Below are 15,877 nucleotides of genomic sequence, written 5' to 3' on the forward strand. Positions count from 1 at the left end.
GTAATTAAACAATGGCTGCTGCTCGTAAAACAAACACGCGTAAACGCCGCGTGAAAAAGAATATTGAATCTGGAATTGCTCATATCCGTTCAACTTTCAACAACACGATTGTTACTATCACAGATGTTCATGGTAATGCTCTTTCTTGGTCAAGCGCCGGATCTCTTGGATTTAAAGGTTCTAAAAAATCCACTCCGTTCGCTGCGCAAATGGCCGCTGAAACAGCTGCTAAAGGTTCTATCGAACATGGACTTAAAACTCTTGAAGTTACTGTAAAAGGACCTGGTTCTGGCCGTGAAGCTGCAATTCGTGCACTTCAAGCTGCTGGACTGGAAGTTACAGCAATCAGAGACGTAACGCCTGTTCCTCATAACGGATGCCGTCCGCCAAAACGTCGCCGCGTGTAATTTGTTTGTATAGATTTTGTGTCCCTGTCAATAATGGGTTATGATACAGTTAATTTATAAAACGAATGCACACTCGTTGCCTGAGCACATACGGGACTAAACAATGGGGAATTTCGGATAGAATCAGAGAAATTCTTTCCGGGGTTTCGACGTTTTGAAGGAGGGTTTTATGAAATGATCGAGATTGAAAAACCAAAAATCGAAACGGTTGAAATCAGCGACGATGCCAAGTATGGTAAATTTGTCGTAGAGCCACTTGAGCGTGGATATGGTACAACTTTGGGTAACTCCTTACGTCGTATCCTTTTATCCTCACTCCCTGGTGCCGCTGTAACATCGATCCAAATAGATGGTGTACTGCATGAATTCTCGACGATCGAAGGCGTCGTTGAAGATGTTACAACGATTATCTTAAACATTAAAAAACTTGCACTGAAAATCTACTCTGAAGAAGAGAAGACGCTTGAGATTGATGTACAGGGTGAAGGAGTTGTAACAGCTGCTGATATTACCCACGACAGTGATGTTGAGATTTTGAATCCTGATCTTCACATTGCGACTCTTGGCCAAAATGCGAGTTTTCGAGTTCGCTTAACCGCTCAAAGAGGTCGCGGGTATACACCAGCTGACTCGAATAAGAGAGACGATCAGCCAATTGGGGTCATCCCGATTGATTCCATCTTTACACCTGTTTCTCGTGTAACATATCAAGTTGAGAATACTCGTGTGGGTCAGATTACAAACTATGACAAACTTACGCTTGACGTATGGACAGATGGAAGCACTGGACCAAAAGAAGCAATTGCGCTTGGTTCAAAGATTTTGACTGAACACCTTAATATTTTTGTCGGTTTGACCGACGAAGCTCAGCATGCTGAAATTATGGTTGAAAAAGAAGAGGACCAAAAAGAAAAAGTTCTTGAAATGACTATTGAAGAGCTCGATCTTTCAGTCCGTTCTTACAACTGCTTGAAGCGTGCGGGAATCAATACAGTTCAAGAACTTGCGAACAAAACTGAAGAAGATATGATGAAAGTTCGCAACCTGGGTCGCAAGTCGCTTGAAGAAGTAAAAGCGAAACTTGAAGAACTTGGACTTGGCCTTCGCAAAGACGATTGACTAGTTTCCATGTGAACTAGGATTTTCGTGTGTTTTTTATTTCAGATCGAGTATTTCAATAAAGGAGGGGACACCACATGTCATACAGAAAACTAGGACGCACTAGTGCACAGCGTAAAGCAATGCTGCGTGATCTTACAACAGACTTGATCATCAACGAGAGAATCGAAACAACAGAAGCTCGCGCGAAAGAACTTCGCTCTGTTGTAGAAAAAATGATTACACTTGGCAAGCGCGGAGATTTACACGCACGCCGCCAAGCAGCTGCATACATCCGCAATGAGGTTGCAGATGCAGAGAAAGACCAAGATGCACTCCAAAAACTTTTCTCTGATGTAGCACCTCGTTATGAAGAGCGCCAAGGCGGATACACACGTATTATGAAGCTTGGTCCTCGCCGTGGTGACGGAGCACCAATGGCTATCATCGAATTGGTTTAATCACATATTTTGTGTGTCTAAAGAAGGGCGGGACAGTTTTTAACTGGATCTATGCCCTTTTTTTAGATACCGGGGAATTTTCTATGATAAAAGAATAGTCAGAAAAGCAGAGCTTTAGAGGAGAGGAGGCCGGACGGGCAAATGAATCAAGATCGATTAATCGCTGCAGAGGATATCACGTTTCGCTACCAGAAAGATGCGGACAGGCCTGCGCTTGATCATGTATCTTTCCAAGTGTCGAAAGGAGAATGGCTTGCGATCGTAGGTCACAACGGCTCAGGGAAGTCGACGCTCGCCCGTGCTTTAAACGGACTGATCCTGCCTGACGAAGGATCGATTGATGTCGGCGGTATTCAGCTGATGGAAGAGACGGTCTGGGATGTCCGAAAAAAAATCGGCATGGTGTTTCAAAATCCGGATAACCAATTTGTCGGGACAACCGTTCGCGATGATGTGGCTTTTGGTTTAGAAAACAACGGAGTTCCAAGAGAAGACATGGTGGAAAGGGTGGATTGGGCCGTTCAACAGGTGAACATGCAAGAATTTCTCGATCAAGAGCCGCACCATCTCTCTGGAGGGCAAAAGCAGCGTGTTGCGATTGCGGGAGTGCTTGCCGCCCGTCCTGACATCATGATTCTCGACGAGGCGACTTCCATGCTCGACCCGATGGGACGGGAAGAAGTGCTGGATACGGTCAGAAGGCTGAAAGACCAGGGAATGGTTACGGTCATTTCGATTACACATGACTTAAACGAAGCTGCAAAGGCCGACCGGATCATCGTCATGAACGGCGGAAGAAAATTTGCCGAAGGCACGCCGCAGGAAGTCTTTCGTCTGAATCAAGACCTGATAAAAATCGGGCTTGATTTGCCTTTTTCTTTTCAGCTCAGCCAAATGCTGAAGGAAAGCGGTCTGGCTTTGAAAGGCGATCATCTGACACAAGAAGGATTGGTGAATGAGCTATGGACATTGAAATCAAAGATGTAGAGCACCGATACCAGATGAAAACGCCTTTTGAACGCCTTGCGATCTATGATGTCAACGCCGTGATTAAAGAAGGAAGCTATGTCGCAGTGATCGGCCATACAGGATCGGGAAAATCGACGTTGCTTCAGCACCTGAACGGGCTTTTAAAACCGACAAAAGGACAGATACGCCTCGGCGGGGACGTTCTCGAAGCAGGCAAAAAGAATAAACACTTAAAAGCTTTGCGGAAAAAGGTCGGGATTGTCTTTCAGTTTCCTGAACATCAGCTGTTTGAAGAAACAATTTTAAAGGACATTTCATTCGGCCCGATCAATTTCGGCATGAGCCGGGAGAAGGCGGAAGAAAAGGCGAGGGAAATGCTGAAGCTTGTAGGTTTGGATGAGGAGCTGTCCGACAGGTCCCCGTTTGAACTAAGCGGCGGGCAAATGCGCCGCGTGGCCATTGCGGGAGTGCTGGCGATGGAGCCGGAGGTTCTCGTCCTCGATGAACCGACGGCAGGGCTCGACCCAAGAGGCCGCAAAGAGATCATGGACATGTTCTACAGCCTCCATAAGCAGAGGAATCTGACGACGATTCTCGTCACCCACAGTATGGAAGATGCGGCGGCGTATGCAGATGAACTGATTGTGATGCATAAAGGCACGGTCAAAGCAAAAGGGACGCCGCGGGAGCTTTTTTCAAGGAAAGACGATATCGCTGCCTTTGGGCTTGATTTGCCGGAAACGATTAAATTCCAAAAACGTCTTGAAGAAACGCTGGGCATTACGTTCAAAGCGCCGATCTTGACGATTGAAGAAGCAGCCTCCGAAATTAAAGCTCTTTTTCAGGAGGAAAATGCCCTATGATGGACAATATCATTATCGGCAAATATGTACCCGGGACATCGATCATTCACCGGCTTGATCCGCGTACAAAGCTGTTAACCATTTTCCTTTTTGTCTTTATCGTTTTTTTCGCGAATAATACGGAAACATATGCACTGCTCGGCCTGTTTACGGTCGCAGCCGCAGCTTTGTCGGGCGTTCCGGTGCGATTCCTTTTAAAAGGGATAAAGCCCGTGTTCTGGATTGTGCTGTTTACGTTTCTGCTTCATATTTTTATGACAAGGGAAGGGCCGCTTCTCGCCGATCTCGGCTTGTTTAAAATTTATGAGCAGGGGCTTGTTCAAGGGATTTTTATTTCGCTGCGCTTTGTTTACCTCATCATGATCACAACGATTTTAACATTGACGACGACTCCAATCGAAGTGACCGATGGTTTGGAGCATTTGCTCGGTCCGTTTAAAAAATTAAAGCTTCCCGTTCATGAACTCGCTCTCATGATGTCCATCTCCCTCAGATTTATACCGACTCTGCTCGAAGAGACGGATAAGATCATGAAAGCGCAAATGGCAAGAGGCGTTGATTTTACGAACGGCCCGGTCAAAGAACGTGTCAAAGCGATCGTTCCTCTTCTTGTTCCGCTGTTTGTCAGTGCCTTTAAAAGAGCCGAAGAGCTTGCAACTGCGATGGAGGCGCGAGGATACAGGGGAGGGGAAGGCCGTACAAAATACAGGCAGCTGACGTGGAAATGGAAGGATACTTCCGTGCTCCTCATTTTAGCTGGTCTTGGCGTATTGCTAATTTTATTGCGGACTTAGGTGATAGACGATGAGAATGAAGTGTACGATTTCATATGACGGACACCTTTTTTACGGCTACCAAGTGCAGCCTGGTCAAAGAACGGTGCAGGATGAGCTTGAAAAAGCGCTGCAAACGCTCCATAAAGCGAAGGAGCGTATTCCTGTCGTTTCATCCGGGCGCACCGACAGCGGCGTTCACGCGGTCGGACAGACGATTCATTTTGACAGTCCGCTATCCATCCCTGAGGCGAAATGGCCGTATGCTTTGAATGCCCTGCTGCCTGATGATATATCGGTCCACAATGCGGAAGCTGTCGATGATCAATTTCATGCGAGGTTTTCTGCAAAAAGAAAAGAATACCGGTATATGATTTACAGGGGCAGACATCCGGACGTTTTTAAACGCCACTATGCATACCATGTTCCGTATGACCTTGATATGGAAAAAGTCCAAGAAGCCTCCCGCTTTCTGGTTGGAACCCATGATTTCACAAGCTTTTGTGCAACCAAAACCGAAGTGAAGGACAAAGTTAGAACGGTCTATGAACTCGAATGGTCTGACACAGGGGACGGACTGCAGATGAGGATTGTGGGCAGCGGATTTTTGTATAACATGGTTAGAATCATTGCCGGCACGCTTCTTGATGTAGGAACCGGAAAATTTTCCCCTGGAGACATTGAAAAGATGATTCTTGCCAGAAGCCGCGATGCCGCAGGGCGCACTGCACCGGCGCACGGCTTGTATTTATGGCGTGTTATCTATGACAACTAAACCAGGTGTAACATTTTCTTGACAGAGAGTACAGAAAGTTATAAGATATCATATGGTATGTATTTCAACCCCACGATAAGCCCCGGAAACTTATTGTGTTTTGAAATAGAACGTAATTGAAGTTTATTGAAAATGGCAGATTTATTTAGGAGGGAAATTTAATGCGTACAACACCTATGGCTAACGCAAGTAATATTGAACGCAAGTGGTTAGTTGTTGATGCTGCTGGCAAGACGCTAGGACGTCTTTCTACAGAAGTTGCATCTATCCTTCGCGGAAAACATAAACCAACTTACACACCACACGTTGACACTGGAGATCATGTGATCATCATCAACGCTGAAAAAATCGAGTTAACTGGTAAAAAGTTAACGGACAAAATCTACTACCGTCACACTCAACATCCAGGCGGTTTAAAATCAAGAACTGCTCTTGAAATGCGTACAAACTACCCTGAGAAAATGCTTGAACTTGCGATCAAAGGCATGCTTCCAAAAGGTTCTCTAGGTCGTCAAATGTTCAAAAAATTGAACGTATACCGTGGTTCTGAGCATCCACACCAAGCACAAAAACCTGAAGTTTACGAACTTCGCGGTTAATTAAAAAGGAGGTTACCAATTTGGCACAGGTTCAATATTACGGTACTGGCCGTCGTAAAAGCTCTGTAGCGCGTGTGCGTTTAGTTCCAGGAGAAGGCCGTATCATCGTGAATAATCGTGAAATCAGCGAGCACATCCCATCTGCAGCTCTAATCGAAGATATCAAACAACCATTAAATTTGACTGAAACAGCTGGTACTTATGACGTTTTAGTAAACGTTCATGGAGGCGGCTTATCCGGTCAATCCGGAGCAATCCGTCACGGTATCGCCCGCGCTTTGCTTGAAGCAGATCCGGAATACCGTTCAACTCTAAAACGTGCCGGTCTACTGACTCGTGACGCACGTATGAAAGAACGTAAAAAATACGGACTTAAAGGCGCACGCCGTGCACCTCAGTTCTCAAAACGTTAATTTATGGCGTTTCAAAGGCTCTCAAGACTTTTGTCTTGGGGGTCTTTTTTATTGCTGCCGTCCTACATATGAAGCGGATACCGGAACACGGTTCATCTCCCGCGCCCAGACGGATATTTGTCCGATGTGATGTATTTCATGGGCGATCAAATGCCTTAAAATGTCGCCTTGTGTATAGGTATCTTCTGACCAAGACGTTTTGACAGGCTTTTGTTCGGCTGTGCTGGAAAAATGAAAAACCACACTCTCAACCTCGGGACGATACGCTTCAGAAAACTTGATAATGTGCTGAATCGACGGATAGTCGGAAAACTCGGGAGTGAAGTCCGGCTTGTCTAAAATGGCATACATCCAGCTCACCTCAACATCGACAATATGAAACAAGTTTTTCAAAATGCTTTCCATACCGCCTGAACGCTTCTTTTCGATTTCCTCCGGCTGCTGCTTCAGGCACCAGTCAAACCATTCATCACGAACTTGCCAATTATACTGAAACAAACCTTTCATCTCATGCTCACCTCTCCTAATATGTTCGGCTTTTCGCTCTGTTTCCCTTCCCGGATTGCCAAGGATACACATTCATGATGTAATTAGTCTTACAAAGCATGAAGGAGAGAAAAGATGATTCAAACAATGATGAAACAGTTGCATACTGAATTAAAACAACATTTCCGTCCGTTTTTGAATCCTCCTGCAACAGAGGAAGACATTCAAAAAGCTGAAAATGAAATGGAAGCTACGTTTCCTGAAGAGCTCAGGGCGCTTTATCTTACCCATAATGGTGAAAAAGAATCGGGCCCCGGATTATTTTTCGGACTTCCTTTTCTTTCCTTGCAAGAAATGCTCACGGAGTGGCGAATATGGAAGGGGCTTGAAGGAGATGGAGAATTGGGAGAGATCGATGCATATTCGGTTCCGCCGTGTTGGATTAAAGAAAAATATGTGAACCGCCGATGGATTCCGATTAGCAGGGATTACGGAGGAAATCATATTGGTGTAGACCTTGATCCTGATCAGGAGGGGCAAGCCGGACAAGTGATCAATTTCGGGCGAGACGAAGAAATAAAGTATGTGATTGCTCATCATGTGACAGATTTACTGATCCATATAACAAATACGCTCAAACATGGTCATTATACGATTGATGAATATGATGATGCTGTCAGCTGGAGCTACGGCAAAGAGGAAGAGCTTCATTTCCTGGATGCCATCCGTTCTATGGAACTTCCGGTGTTGCATGCAAGACCGCAGGAAGCCGATCCTGAACATGCGGACCGATGGCTTCGTCAGCTGGACGATCGCTGGACTGCGATTGTGGAAACGATGGCTGAAAGTCCAAAGGTATTTTGTAACAAGATAAAGCTGCGTTTAGCGGGCAGGGAGCTGACACACATTAAACCGCTATCAATCTGTACGGATATGAGGGAATTAAATATAAGTGCAAATCGTATTCATGATTTAACGCCTTTGCAAAGCATGATCTTTTTGAAAAAGCTTTATCTTGGAAATAACCCGGTAGCAGATTTAAAGCCAATCGCTCAATTGAAACATCTGCAGTATTTAAATGTGGAGAAAACATGCGTGACCGATTTGTCTCCGCTTGCGGATTTATCATCTTTGAGAGAATTGGATATGACAGATATTCAAGCTGCAGAATACGCGCCGCTCAGTCACTGTAAAAACCTTGAGTTTTTAAAGGTAGATGTTTGTAACGAAAAGCAAATAAACGATATTTCTCAAATCAGCACGTTGAAACGATTACATATACGCGGAGATGAACATGTATCCGAAGAAGAGATAAAAGCGATAGCAGGTTTGAAAACATTAAGGTCTTTAACGGTTGAAAATATTACGTTAGAAAACGTTGATTTCTTAGGCACGATTCATACGCTTCAAACACTAACACTTATAAATTCGTCCGTTAAAGACGGAACCGTTCTTGCCGGCCTGGAACATCTGAAAAGACTGGAATTGGATGGTTCTGAAATCGTAAACCTTAAAGTGGTGGCCCAATCTCCTTCGTTAGAGGAGTTTACCGGTTCTTTTGACCAATTTTATGTATTGAAGGACATATGCAAGAAAAAAGTGGATTTCTCTAAAGTAATTGGCGATATGTCTGAAGAAGAAGAGGAGATATGGAGCAGCTATGTGAGGTGAATAGCTTTTCATCTCGCGGCTCCTAATATTTTCGGCTTCTTCCTCCGTTTCCCTTCCTTAGAAAAGCATGATTTCCGGCTCCTGACTGCACAATACAAGGTAAAAAGGAGGCGGTTCTATGGGGACGGTCGTATCTTTTAACAATGAAAAACAAAAGAAGCAGATCAATTTGGAAAAAAAGCTTCTGCGCGAACTGTCTTTGGAAAAAATGCTGAATTCTGCGGAGGAATGCTTTGCTCCTCTTTTTCACTTTTTTTCTAAGCACACGGATATTTTGTATGACGGCTGCATCGATTTTGCCATTGAGGCCTATTTGCTGGGAGCCGAGTACGGAAAGTTCGGCTATCACGGAGAACCCGTTCAACGAGCGATGGTCCGCTCAGAAAAAGAAGAAAAACAGCTTCTGCACGAGCTTTATGAATATGCGGTGAGCTGGTCTGAGGCTTTTAATATTCAAACGGCTCATGAACCGCTGTATTATGCGTGCGAATACTTCATCCAAAGCTGGTGGAAGGAAGGCTTCAGCCAGCGTGAAAGACGCTTTAAGCTTCGGCTCAGATAATTTATGTAAAAGTGCGGCCAAGCTGAATCATATTTCCTTTCCTTGTCCCATATGTTGTAGTAAGGACGAGCGGGAGGGAAAGGGATGAAGAAAAAAATAAAATGGCTCGGGTTTTTACTCGGCTTTGTCGTTTTATTATGTTTATTTCAATATCAATTCCACAATGATGATTCTTGGCGGTCATGGAATCTTCCGTTGAGCGGCAAGATCATTTATATTGATCCTGGACACGGGGGCGCAGATGGAGGGGCATCAAGCGGTGAACTCCTTGAAAAAGATGTGGCGCTTGAAGTATCCCTTAGAATCAGGGACTATCTCCAGGAACAGGGCGCCTTGGTGTTGCTGACGCGGGAGGACGATCATGATCTCGCTCCTGAAGAAACGAAGGGACTCAGCAGAAGAAAAGCGGAAGACTTGCGGAAAAGAGTCGATATGATCAACGATTCTGAAGCCGACCTTTACCTCAGCATCCATTTGAATGCGATTCCTTCCGCGCGATGGAGCGGTGCGCAAAGCTTCTTTTACGGGCAATATGAAGAAAACGAACGGGCCGCCAAGTTTATTCAGGATGAATTAAGACATAATCTTGAAAACACGACGCGGAAGGCAAAGCGGATACACGGCATTTATTTGATGCAAAATGTGAAAAAGCCGGGGGCTCTCGTCGAGATCGGGTTTTTGTCAAATCCGAAAGAAGCAAAACAGCTGGCCAAGCCCAAATATCAGGACAAAATCGCGGCATCCGTATATAAAGGTGTATTGCGCTACTTTACAGAAGACAGAGACCCTCCTGAATAAGAGGGTTTCTTTTTGTGTCAAAGACACTATAAGGAAAGATATGCTATACTTATTTTGTAAACGAATACAACAAAGGGTGAGATCAATGTTGCGAGAAGACGATGTAAAAAAAATAGTCGGCGATTTGGACGAGCCATTTCTTCACAAGCCGCTCAGAGAGCTGGATGCCGTCAAGGAAATTAAAATAAAACCCGAAAAACGGCACGTCAGCGTAAAGGTGGCGCTCGCAAAAACGGGATCTGCCGAACAAATGCAGCTTCAGCAGGAAATCGTCATACGGTTAAAAGAAGCCGGTGCAGAGACGGTCGGCCTGCGTTTTGAGGAGCTGCCTGAAGAAGTCGTGATGAATAATCAAGAGTCTGCCCAAGGGCAGGATCAATCTCTGCTGAATAGTGAAAAACAGCCTGTGTTTTTAGCGGTGGCAAGCGGTAAAGGCGGCGTCGGCAAGTCGACGGTGTCCGTCAATTTGGCTGTGTCTTTGGCTCGAATCGGAAAGAAAGTCGGATTAATCGACGCCGATATTTACGGATTCAGCGTTCCGGATATGATGGGAATCACTGTACGGCCGACGATTGAAGGAGAAAAGGTCGTGCCGGTTGAAAGATTCGGAGTCAAAGTAATTTCGATGGGATTTTTTGTTGAAGACAATGCCCCTGTCATTTGGAGAGGCCCTATGCTTGGAAAAATGCTGAATAACTTTTTCCATGAGGTTGAATGGGGAGATGTCGATTATATTATCTTAGACCTGCCGCCGGGAACAGGCGATGTAGCGCTTGATGTTCACTCAATGCTTCCGAGCTGCAAAGAGGTGATCGTGTCGACGCCGCACCCTACTGCCGCGTTTGTCGCTGCAAGAGCGGGCGCGATGGCTTTGAAGACCGATCATGAAATCTTGGGAATCGTTGAAAATATGGCTTATTACGAAAGCGTCAAAACAGGCGAAAAAGAATACGTATTCGGCAAAGGCGGAGGCGAGAAGCTCGCAGAAGAACTCGGCGTTCCGATTCTGGGCAAAATTCCGCTGAAGCAACCGGATTGGGATGACAGCGAATTCGCGCCGTCCGTTTATGATGAAAGTCATCCGACCGGTTCCATTTATTTGGATATCGCCAAAAAAATCGACGAAAGCATTGGCGTAAAAGCTTAAAGAGCAGAAAAAGCTTCCTCCGCGGAAGAAGCTTTTAGTGAATGAAAAGCGGCTTAGCTTTGTTTTTCTTCGCCGCCTTTCATTTCTTCTTTCATGCTTTCAGAAGCAGCTTTTTTCAGTTCCTCTTCAAACTGCTTTCTGTAGAGAGGGCTTGACAGAGTGTCGGATATTACTTCCTGCAGGTGGGTTCGGAATTCCTGGCTTCTGACAAGTTCACCGTATTTTTTGGCCATTTCAGGATCCTGCATGACCTGGATCAGCATTTTTTGGTACTCAGGATCTTTCATCAGTTTTTTCAGCACTTTTTCATGTTCATTTTGAAGTGTTTTGGCAAAGCCTTCTGCGAATTTTGGATCTTCGAAGACTTTTTTCCAAAATTCAGCTCCTTTTTTGGAGGTCATTGTTTTTTCAACGGTTTCTTTGACGGTTTTTTCATCCATCACAAGTGTTTCATTTAATTTGTCATCATTTAATATTTCTTGAATCGCTTTTTTTCCGTCATCTGTCTTTAATATATCGACAACCATCTTTTTGGTTTGATCATAGTCCATCTCAGCTGCTTGGTCCGTGGGAGCACAAGCTGTTACAGATAGAAACAGAAAACAGCTTATCGATAGCATTGTGGTCTTGAACATGCTTAAGCTCCTTTCGAAAACTCGTCTTACCTTTAATATGAATGTCTTTTATAAATTTATACATAACAAAATATCGCTGCTACAGCGTTTACTTAGGGGTTGGGAAGTCTACAATGAAAAGCCGTAATCTCGTCCGATTTTTCTTTTCCGTGTTGGGTGTCGGAGCTTTGACTACAAGTATTGTCGGTTTTGCCATTGAGTGGGGAAGATATAAGGAGCTGTTTCTTTCCTTCGAGGTATTGGAGATTCTTTCTGTTCTATTTTGGTTTATCGGGGTTGGCATGATCTTTAGCGTGATTGCTCAAATGGGGTTTGTGATTTTCTTAACGATTCACCGTTTTGCACTGGAAATCTTCAGATCTCATTCTTTGTGGAATTCGATTCAGCTGTTTTTGATTGTATTTGTCGCGTTTGATTTGGTTTACTTGCGTTTTCTGTTTTTTGAAAAAGAGGGAGGCTCCATCATTCCGTATATTTGGCTGCCGCTCTTTATTTTGGCGGTAAGCATTGCGGCCGCTTATGCAAAGCAAAAACAGTCCTCTAAAAAAACGTTCGTTTCCGCATTATTTCTAATGTTTGTTTTTACTGTGATGGAGTGGTTCCCGGCGTTAAGGGTCAATGAAGAGGACTGGCTCTATTTAATGCTGCTTCCTTTATTAGCCTGCAACGCTTTTCAACTTTTAATGCTGCCAAAGTTTCAACCCCGCGCTTAGACCGGTTGCTATTTTACTTCTGATGATTTTGCATCCGTATTTGCAATTAAATCGCTGACGGTTACATTTTTGAGTCCCTTGCTTCTGAGATGGTGCACGATCTCAGGCAGGGCTTCTTTTGTTTGTTTGGCCGAATCTGAAGCGTGAAAGAGCACGATATCACCAGCACTCACCGTTTCATTTACATTTTGTACGATCTTTTGAACCCCCGGGTTCGTCCAGTCATCCGAATTAACACTGTAGTGAACAACGGTATAGCCGTACTGTTTAGCGACATTGAGTACGTCTTTATTAAACTGGCCGGTCGGCGGTCTTAAAAGCGTGAGGTCCTCAAGACCGAGTTTTTGAAAAGAGTTTTGTGCTTTTGTTAAGTCTTTTTTGATTTCGCTTTTCTTCATTTGCGAATAGTTTTTATAAGCATAGCCCATGCTCCCGATCTGATGACCGTCTTTACGGATTCTTTCCACGACATCCGGATGGCGCTCCGCCCATGAAGCTGAAAGAAAAAAGGTCGCGCCTTTAATACCGTTTGCTTTTAGTGTATCTAAAATAGGCATGGCCTTTTGATCTCCCCAGCTGATATTAAAGGTAAGAGCGACTTCATTTGTATCTGAGTCTCCTCTATATACCGCTTTTGCTCCGCTTTCTGTAGAAAACACAGGAAGAGGGAGCAGGTTTTGTACATAAAAAAAGCTTGCTGTCGCAAAAGCGGCTATCATAATAATGATTAACTGCTTAATCCGTTTCATATGCCACACATAAAAATGGTTCACAGAGAAACTCCTCCTTGTCCATGCTGCTTTGTATTCATCCTATGCTTGTTTAAAATAGAACATAACAATAATTCACCTTAAGAAAAAAATTAAAAAGAGGGTTGACCAGATTTGAATTAACATGTTATATTATTATTCGTCGCTGATAAACAGCTGACATGAAAAAGCTCCAAAAAATAATTTTGAGAAAAGTTATTGACAAATATGTGAGCTTGATGTTATATTATTAAAGCCGCTGAACGAAGCGGAAATGATCTTTGAAAACTAAACAAGACAAACGTACCTGTTAATTCATTAAATAAATCGTACATGCGAATGTGCGTAGTCATTATCAAACTTCATGGAGAGTTTGATCCTGGCTCAGGACGAACGCTGGCGGCGTGCCTAATACATGCAAGTCGAGCGGACAGATGGGAGCTTGCTCCCTGATGTCAGCGGCGGACGGGTGAGTAACACGTGGGTAACCTGCCTGTAAGACTGGGATAACTCCGGGAAACCGGGGCTAATACCGGATGCTTGATTGAACCGCATGGTTCAATTATAAAAGGTGGCTTTTAGCTACCACTTACAGATGGACCCGCGGCGCATTAGCTAGTTGGTGAGGTAACGGCTCACCAAGGCGACGATGCGTAGCCGACCTGAGAGGGTGATCGGCCACACTGGGACTGAGACACGGCCCAGACTCCTACGGGAGGCAGCAGTAGGGAATCTTCCGCAATGGACGAAAGTCTGACGGAGCAACGCCGCGTGAGTGATGAAGGTTTTCGGATCGTAAAACTCTGTTGTTAGGGAAGAACAAGTACCGTTCGAATAGGGCGGTACCTTGACGGTACCTAACCAGAAAGCCACGGCTAACTACGTGCCAGCAGCCGCGGTAATACGTAGGTGGCAAGCGTTGTCCGGAATTATTGGGCGTAAAGCGCGCGCAGGCGGTTTCTTAAGTCTGATGTGAAAGCCCCCGGCTCAACCGGGGAGGGTCATTGGAAACTGGGGAACTTGAGTGCAGAAGAGGAGAGTGGAATTCCACGTGTAGCGGTGAAATGCGTAGAGATGTGGAGGAACACCAGTGGCGAAGGCGACTCTCTGGTCTGTAACTGACGCTGAGGCGCGAAAGCGTGGGGAGCGAACAGGATTAGATACCCTGGTAGTCCACGCCGTAAACGATGAGTGCTAAGTGTTAGAGGGTTTCCGCCCTTTAGTGCTGCAGCAAACGCATTAAGCACTCCGCCTGGGGAGTACGGTCGCAAGACTGAAACTCAAAGGAATTGACGGGGGCCCGCACAAGCGGTGGAGCATGTGGTTTAATTCGAAGCAACGCGAAGAACCTTACCAGGTCTTGACATCCTCTGACAACCCTAGAGATAGGGCTTCCCCTTCGGGGGCAGAGTGACAGGTGGTGCATGGTTGTCGTCAGCTCGTGTCGTGAGATGTTGGGTTAAGTCCCGCAACGAGCGCAACCCTTGATCTTAGTTGCCAGCATTCAGTTGGGCACTCTAAGGTGACTGCCGGTGACAAACCGGAGGAAGGTGGGGATGACGTCAAATCATCATGCCCCTTATGACCTGGGCTACACACGTGCTACAATGGGCAGAACAAAGGGCAGCGAAGCCGCGAGGCTAAGCCAATCCCACAAATCTGTTCTCAGTTCGGATCGCAGTCTGCAACTCGACTGCGTGAAGCTGGAATCGCTAGTAATCGCGGATCAGCATGCCGCGGTGAATACGTTCCCGGGCCTTGTACACACCGCCCGTCACACCACGAGAGTTTGTAACACCCGAAGTCGGTGAGGTAACCTTTTGGAGCCAGCCGCCGAAGGTGGGACAGATGATTGGGGTGAAGTCGTAACAAGGTAGCCGTATCGGAAGGTGCGGCTGGATCACCTCCTTTCTAAGGATATTATACGGAATATAAGACCTTACGGTCTTATAGACAGGTACGTTTAGATCTTGTTTAGTTTTGAAGGATCATTTGATTCTTCAAACGTGTTCTTTGAAAACTAGATAACAGTAGACATCACATTCAATTCGTAATGCAAGATATCACGTAGTGATTCTTTTTAACGGTTAAGTTAGAAAGGGCGCACGGTGGATGCCTTGGCACTAGGAGCCGATGAAGGACGGGACGAACACCGATATGCTTCGGGGAGCTGTAAGCAAGCTTTGATCCGGAGATTTCCGAATGGGGAAACCCACTGCTCGTAATGGAGCAGTATCCATATCTGAATTCATAGGATATGAGAAGGCAGACCCGGGGAACTGAAACATCTAAGTACCCGGAGGAAGAGAAAGCAAATGCGATTCCCTGAGTAGCGGCGAGCGAAACGGGAACAGCCCAAACCAAGAGGCTTGCCTCTTGGGGTTGTAGGACACTCTGTACGGAGTTACAAAGGAACGAGGTAGATGAAGAGGTCTGGAAAGGCCCGCCATAGGAGGTAACAGCCCTGTAGTCAAAACTTCGTTCTCTCCTGAGTGGATCCTGAGTACGGCGGAACACGTGAAATTCCGTCGGAATCCGGGAGGACCATCTCCCAAGGCTAAATACTCCCTAGTGACCGATAGTGAACCAGTACCGTGAGGGAAAGGTGAAAAGCACCCCGGAAGGGGAGTGAAAGAGATCCTGAAACCGTGTGCCTACAAGTAGTCAGAGCCCGTTAACGGGTGATGGCGTGCCTTTTGTAGAATGAACCGGCGAGTTACGATCCCGTGCAAGGTTAAGTTTGAAAAGACGGAGCCGC

Annotated in this window: 17 protein-coding genes and 2 rRNA genes (1 of these 19 cut by a window edge); 16 read left to right on the plus strand and 3 right to left on the minus strand. The window is 45.5% G+C overall.

The window, feature by feature from the left end:
• Nucleotides 1-11 precede the first annotated feature (11 nt).
• From rpsK to rpsI, 9 genes are all read left to right on the plus strand, one after another.
• Entirely contained in the window at nucleotides 12-407 is a 396-nt protein-coding gene (gene rpsK / locus MHB72_RS00875) for a 30S ribosomal protein S11 (protein WP_020449874.1), read from the plus strand.
• Between the two features lie 174 nt (nucleotides 408-581).
• A complete protein-coding gene (locus MHB72_RS00880) occupies nucleotides 582-1,526 on the plus strand; it encodes a DNA-directed RNA polymerase subunit alpha (RefSeq protein WP_020449875.1) in 945 nt (314 codons plus the stop codon).
• 77 nt (nucleotides 1,527-1,603) lie between these two features.
• A complete protein-coding gene (rplQ, locus tag MHB72_RS00885) occupies nucleotides 1,604-1,966 on the plus strand; it encodes a 50S ribosomal protein L17 (protein WP_020449876.1) in 363 nt (120 codons plus the stop codon).
• A gap of 141 nt (nucleotides 1,967-2,107) precedes the next feature.
• Nucleotides 2,108-2,953, plus strand: a complete 846-nt coding sequence (locus MHB72_RS00890) for an energy-coupling factor ABC transporter ATP-binding protein (protein ID WP_216922081.1) — start codon at nucleotides 2,108-2,110, stop codon at nucleotides 2,951-2,953.
• Nucleotides 2,929-3,798: an energy-coupling factor ABC transporter ATP-binding protein gene (locus tag MHB72_RS00895; protein WP_020449878.1), complete on the plus strand. Its 870-nt coding sequence runs from the start codon at nucleotides 2,929-2,931 to the stop codon at nucleotides 3,796-3,798. Before MHB72_RS00890 ends, MHB72_RS00895 begins: the two co-directional genes overlap by 25 nt.
• Nucleotides 3,795-4,592: an energy-coupling factor transporter transmembrane component T family protein gene (locus MHB72_RS00900; protein WP_340901540.1), complete on the plus strand. Its 798-nt coding sequence runs from the start codon at nucleotides 3,795-3,797 to the stop codon at nucleotides 4,590-4,592. Before MHB72_RS00895 ends, MHB72_RS00900 begins: the two co-directional genes overlap by 4 nt.
• Nucleotides 4,593-4,602: 10 nt before the next feature.
• Nucleotides 4,603-5,346: a tRNA pseudouridine(38-40) synthase TruA gene (truA, locus tag MHB72_RS00905; RefSeq protein WP_025810423.1), complete on the plus strand. Its 744-nt coding sequence runs from the start codon at nucleotides 4,603-4,605 to the stop codon at nucleotides 5,344-5,346.
• 161 nt (nucleotides 5,347-5,507) lie between these two features.
• The gene (gene rplM, locus MHB72_RS00910; protein WP_003178393.1) at nucleotides 5,508-5,945 is read left to right on the plus strand and encodes a 50S ribosomal protein L13; all 438 of its coding nucleotides are present in this window, start codon (nucleotides 5,508-5,510) and stop codon (nucleotides 5,943-5,945) included.
• 20 nt (nucleotides 5,946-5,965) lie between these two features.
• On the plus strand, nucleotides 5,966-6,358 hold the full coding sequence (gene rpsI, locus MHB72_RS00915) for a 30S ribosomal protein S9 (RefSeq protein WP_023855904.1): 393 nt from the start codon (nucleotides 5,966-5,968) through the stop codon (nucleotides 6,356-6,358).
• A 48-nt stretch (nucleotides 6,359-6,406) separates the two neighbouring features.
• On the opposite strand, the gene MHB72_RS00920 is transcribed toward rpsI, so the two are convergent.
• Nucleotides 6,407-6,865, minus strand: coding sequence for a DinB family protein (locus MHB72_RS00920; protein ID WP_023855903.1), 459 nt, complete (start codon nucleotides 6,863-6,865; stop codon nucleotides 6,407-6,409).
• A gap of 114 nt (nucleotides 6,866-6,979) precedes the next feature.
• Here MHB72_RS00920 and MHB72_RS00925 point away from each other — a divergent pair, with 114 nt between their 5' ends.
• From MHB72_RS00925 to MHB72_RS00940, 4 genes are all read left to right on the plus strand, one after another.
• On the plus strand, nucleotides 6,980-8,515 hold the full coding sequence (locus tag MHB72_RS00925; protein WP_216922079.1) for an SMI1/KNR4 family protein: 1,536 nt from the start codon (nucleotides 6,980-6,982) through the stop codon (nucleotides 8,513-8,515).
• 118 nt (nucleotides 8,516-8,633) lie between these two features.
• Nucleotides 8,634-9,077: a YbaK family protein gene (locus MHB72_RS00930; RefSeq protein WP_023855901.1), complete on the plus strand. Its 444-nt coding sequence runs from the start codon at nucleotides 8,634-8,636 to the stop codon at nucleotides 9,075-9,077.
• An 84-nt stretch (nucleotides 9,078-9,161) separates the two neighbouring features.
• Nucleotides 9,162-9,875, plus strand: a complete 714-nt coding sequence (cwlD, locus tag MHB72_RS00935) for an N-acetylmuramoyl-L-alanine amidase CwlD (protein ID WP_023855900.1) — start codon at nucleotides 9,162-9,164, stop codon at nucleotides 9,873-9,875.
• Between the two features lie 85 nt (nucleotides 9,876-9,960).
• Nucleotides 9,961-11,022, plus strand: coding sequence for an Mrp/NBP35 family ATP-binding protein (locus MHB72_RS00940; RefSeq protein WP_065643136.1), 1,062 nt, complete (start codon nucleotides 9,961-9,963; stop codon nucleotides 11,020-11,022).
• Between the two features lie 53 nt (nucleotides 11,023-11,075).
• Here the strand turns inward: MHB72_RS00940 and gerD are convergent, their stop codons facing one another.
• Nucleotides 11,076-11,657, minus strand: a complete 582-nt coding sequence (gene gerD / locus MHB72_RS00945) for a spore germination lipoprotein GerD (protein ID WP_023855899.1) — start codon at nucleotides 11,655-11,657, stop codon at nucleotides 11,076-11,078.
• A gap of 113 nt (nucleotides 11,658-11,770) precedes the next feature.
• Here gerD and MHB72_RS00950 point away from each other — a divergent pair, with 113 nt between their 5' ends.
• A complete protein-coding gene (locus tag MHB72_RS00950) occupies nucleotides 11,771-12,370 on the plus strand; it encodes a KinB-signaling pathway activation protein (RefSeq protein WP_216922076.1) in 600 nt (199 codons plus the stop codon).
• Nucleotides 12,371-12,378: 8 nt separating this feature from the next.
• Here the strand turns inward: MHB72_RS00950 and pdaB are convergent, their stop codons facing one another.
• A complete protein-coding gene (gene pdaB / locus MHB72_RS00955; RefSeq protein WP_023855898.1) occupies nucleotides 12,379-13,143 on the minus strand; it encodes a polysaccharide deacetylase family sporulation protein PdaB in 765 nt (254 codons plus the stop codon).
• Nucleotides 13,144-13,480: 337 nt separating this feature from the next.
• Between pdaB and MHB72_RS00960 the strand changes: the two genes are divergently transcribed.
• Together MHB72_RS00960 and MHB72_RS00965 are read left to right on the plus strand one after the other, a co-directional pair.
• Nucleotides 13,481-15,030, plus strand: a 16S ribosomal RNA gene (locus tag MHB72_RS00960).
• A 174-nt stretch (nucleotides 15,031-15,204) separates the two neighbouring features.
• Nucleotides 15,205-15,877, plus strand: a 23S ribosomal RNA gene (locus tag MHB72_RS00965); it runs 2,257 nt beyond the window's last position.
• Together the 16S and 23S rRNA genes form the textbook arrangement of a ribosomal RNA operon.

Origin of the sequence: Bacillus sp. FSL K6-1284 (assembly GCF_038002625.1) — a bacterium.
Taxonomy (GTDB): domain Bacteria; phylum Bacillota; class Bacilli; order Bacillales; family Bacillaceae; genus Bacillus; species Bacillus paralicheniformis.

Coding starts and splice junctions, on each gene's coding strand:
- rpsK (WP_020449874.1), top strand. CDS start 12: ATGGCTGCTGCTCGTAAAACAAACACGCGTAAACGCCGCGTGAAAAAG.
- MHB72_RS00880 (WP_020449875.1), top strand. CDS start 582: ATGATCGAGATTGAAAAACCAAAAATCGAAACGGTTGAAATCAGCGAC.
- rplQ (WP_020449876.1), top strand. CDS start 1,604: ATGTCATACAGAAAACTAGGACGCACTAGTGCACAGCGTAAAGCAATG.
- MHB72_RS00890 (WP_216922081.1), top strand. CDS start 2,108: ATGAATCAAGATCGATTAATCGCTGCAGAGGATATCACGTTTCGCTAC.
- MHB72_RS00895 (WP_020449878.1), top strand. CDS start 2,929: ATGGACATTGAAATCAAAGATGTAGAGCACCGATACCAGATGAAAACG.
- MHB72_RS00900 (WP_340901540.1), top strand. CDS start 3,795: ATGATGGACAATATCATTATCGGCAAATATGTACCCGGGACATCGATC.
- truA (WP_025810423.1), top strand. CDS start 4,603: ATGAGAATGAAGTGTACGATTTCATATGACGGACACCTTTTTTACGGC.
- rplM (WP_003178393.1), top strand. CDS start 5,508: ATGCGTACAACACCTATGGCTAACGCAAGTAATATTGAACGCAAGTGG.
- MHB72_RS00920 (WP_023855903.1), bottom strand. CDS start 6,865: ATGAAAGGTTTGTTTCAGTATAATTGGCAAGTTCGTGATGAATGGTTT.
- MHB72_RS00925 (WP_216922079.1), top strand. CDS start 6,980: ATGATTCAAACAATGATGAAACAGTTGCATACTGAATTAAAACAACAT.
- MHB72_RS00930 (WP_023855901.1), top strand. CDS start 8,634: ATGGGGACGGTCGTATCTTTTAACAATGAAAAACAAAAGAAGCAGATC.
- cwlD (WP_023855900.1), top strand. CDS start 9,162: ATGAAGAAAAAAATAAAATGGCTCGGGTTTTTACTCGGCTTTGTCGTT.
- MHB72_RS00940 (WP_065643136.1), top strand. CDS start 9,961: ATGTTGCGAGAAGACGATGTAAAAAAAATAGTCGGCGATTTGGACGAG.
- gerD (WP_023855899.1), bottom strand. CDS start 11,657: ATGTTCAAGACCACAATGCTATCGATAAGCTGTTTTCTGTTTCTATCT.
- MHB72_RS00950 (WP_216922076.1), top strand. CDS start 11,771: ATGAAAAGCCGTAATCTCGTCCGATTTTTCTTTTCCGTGTTGGGTGTC.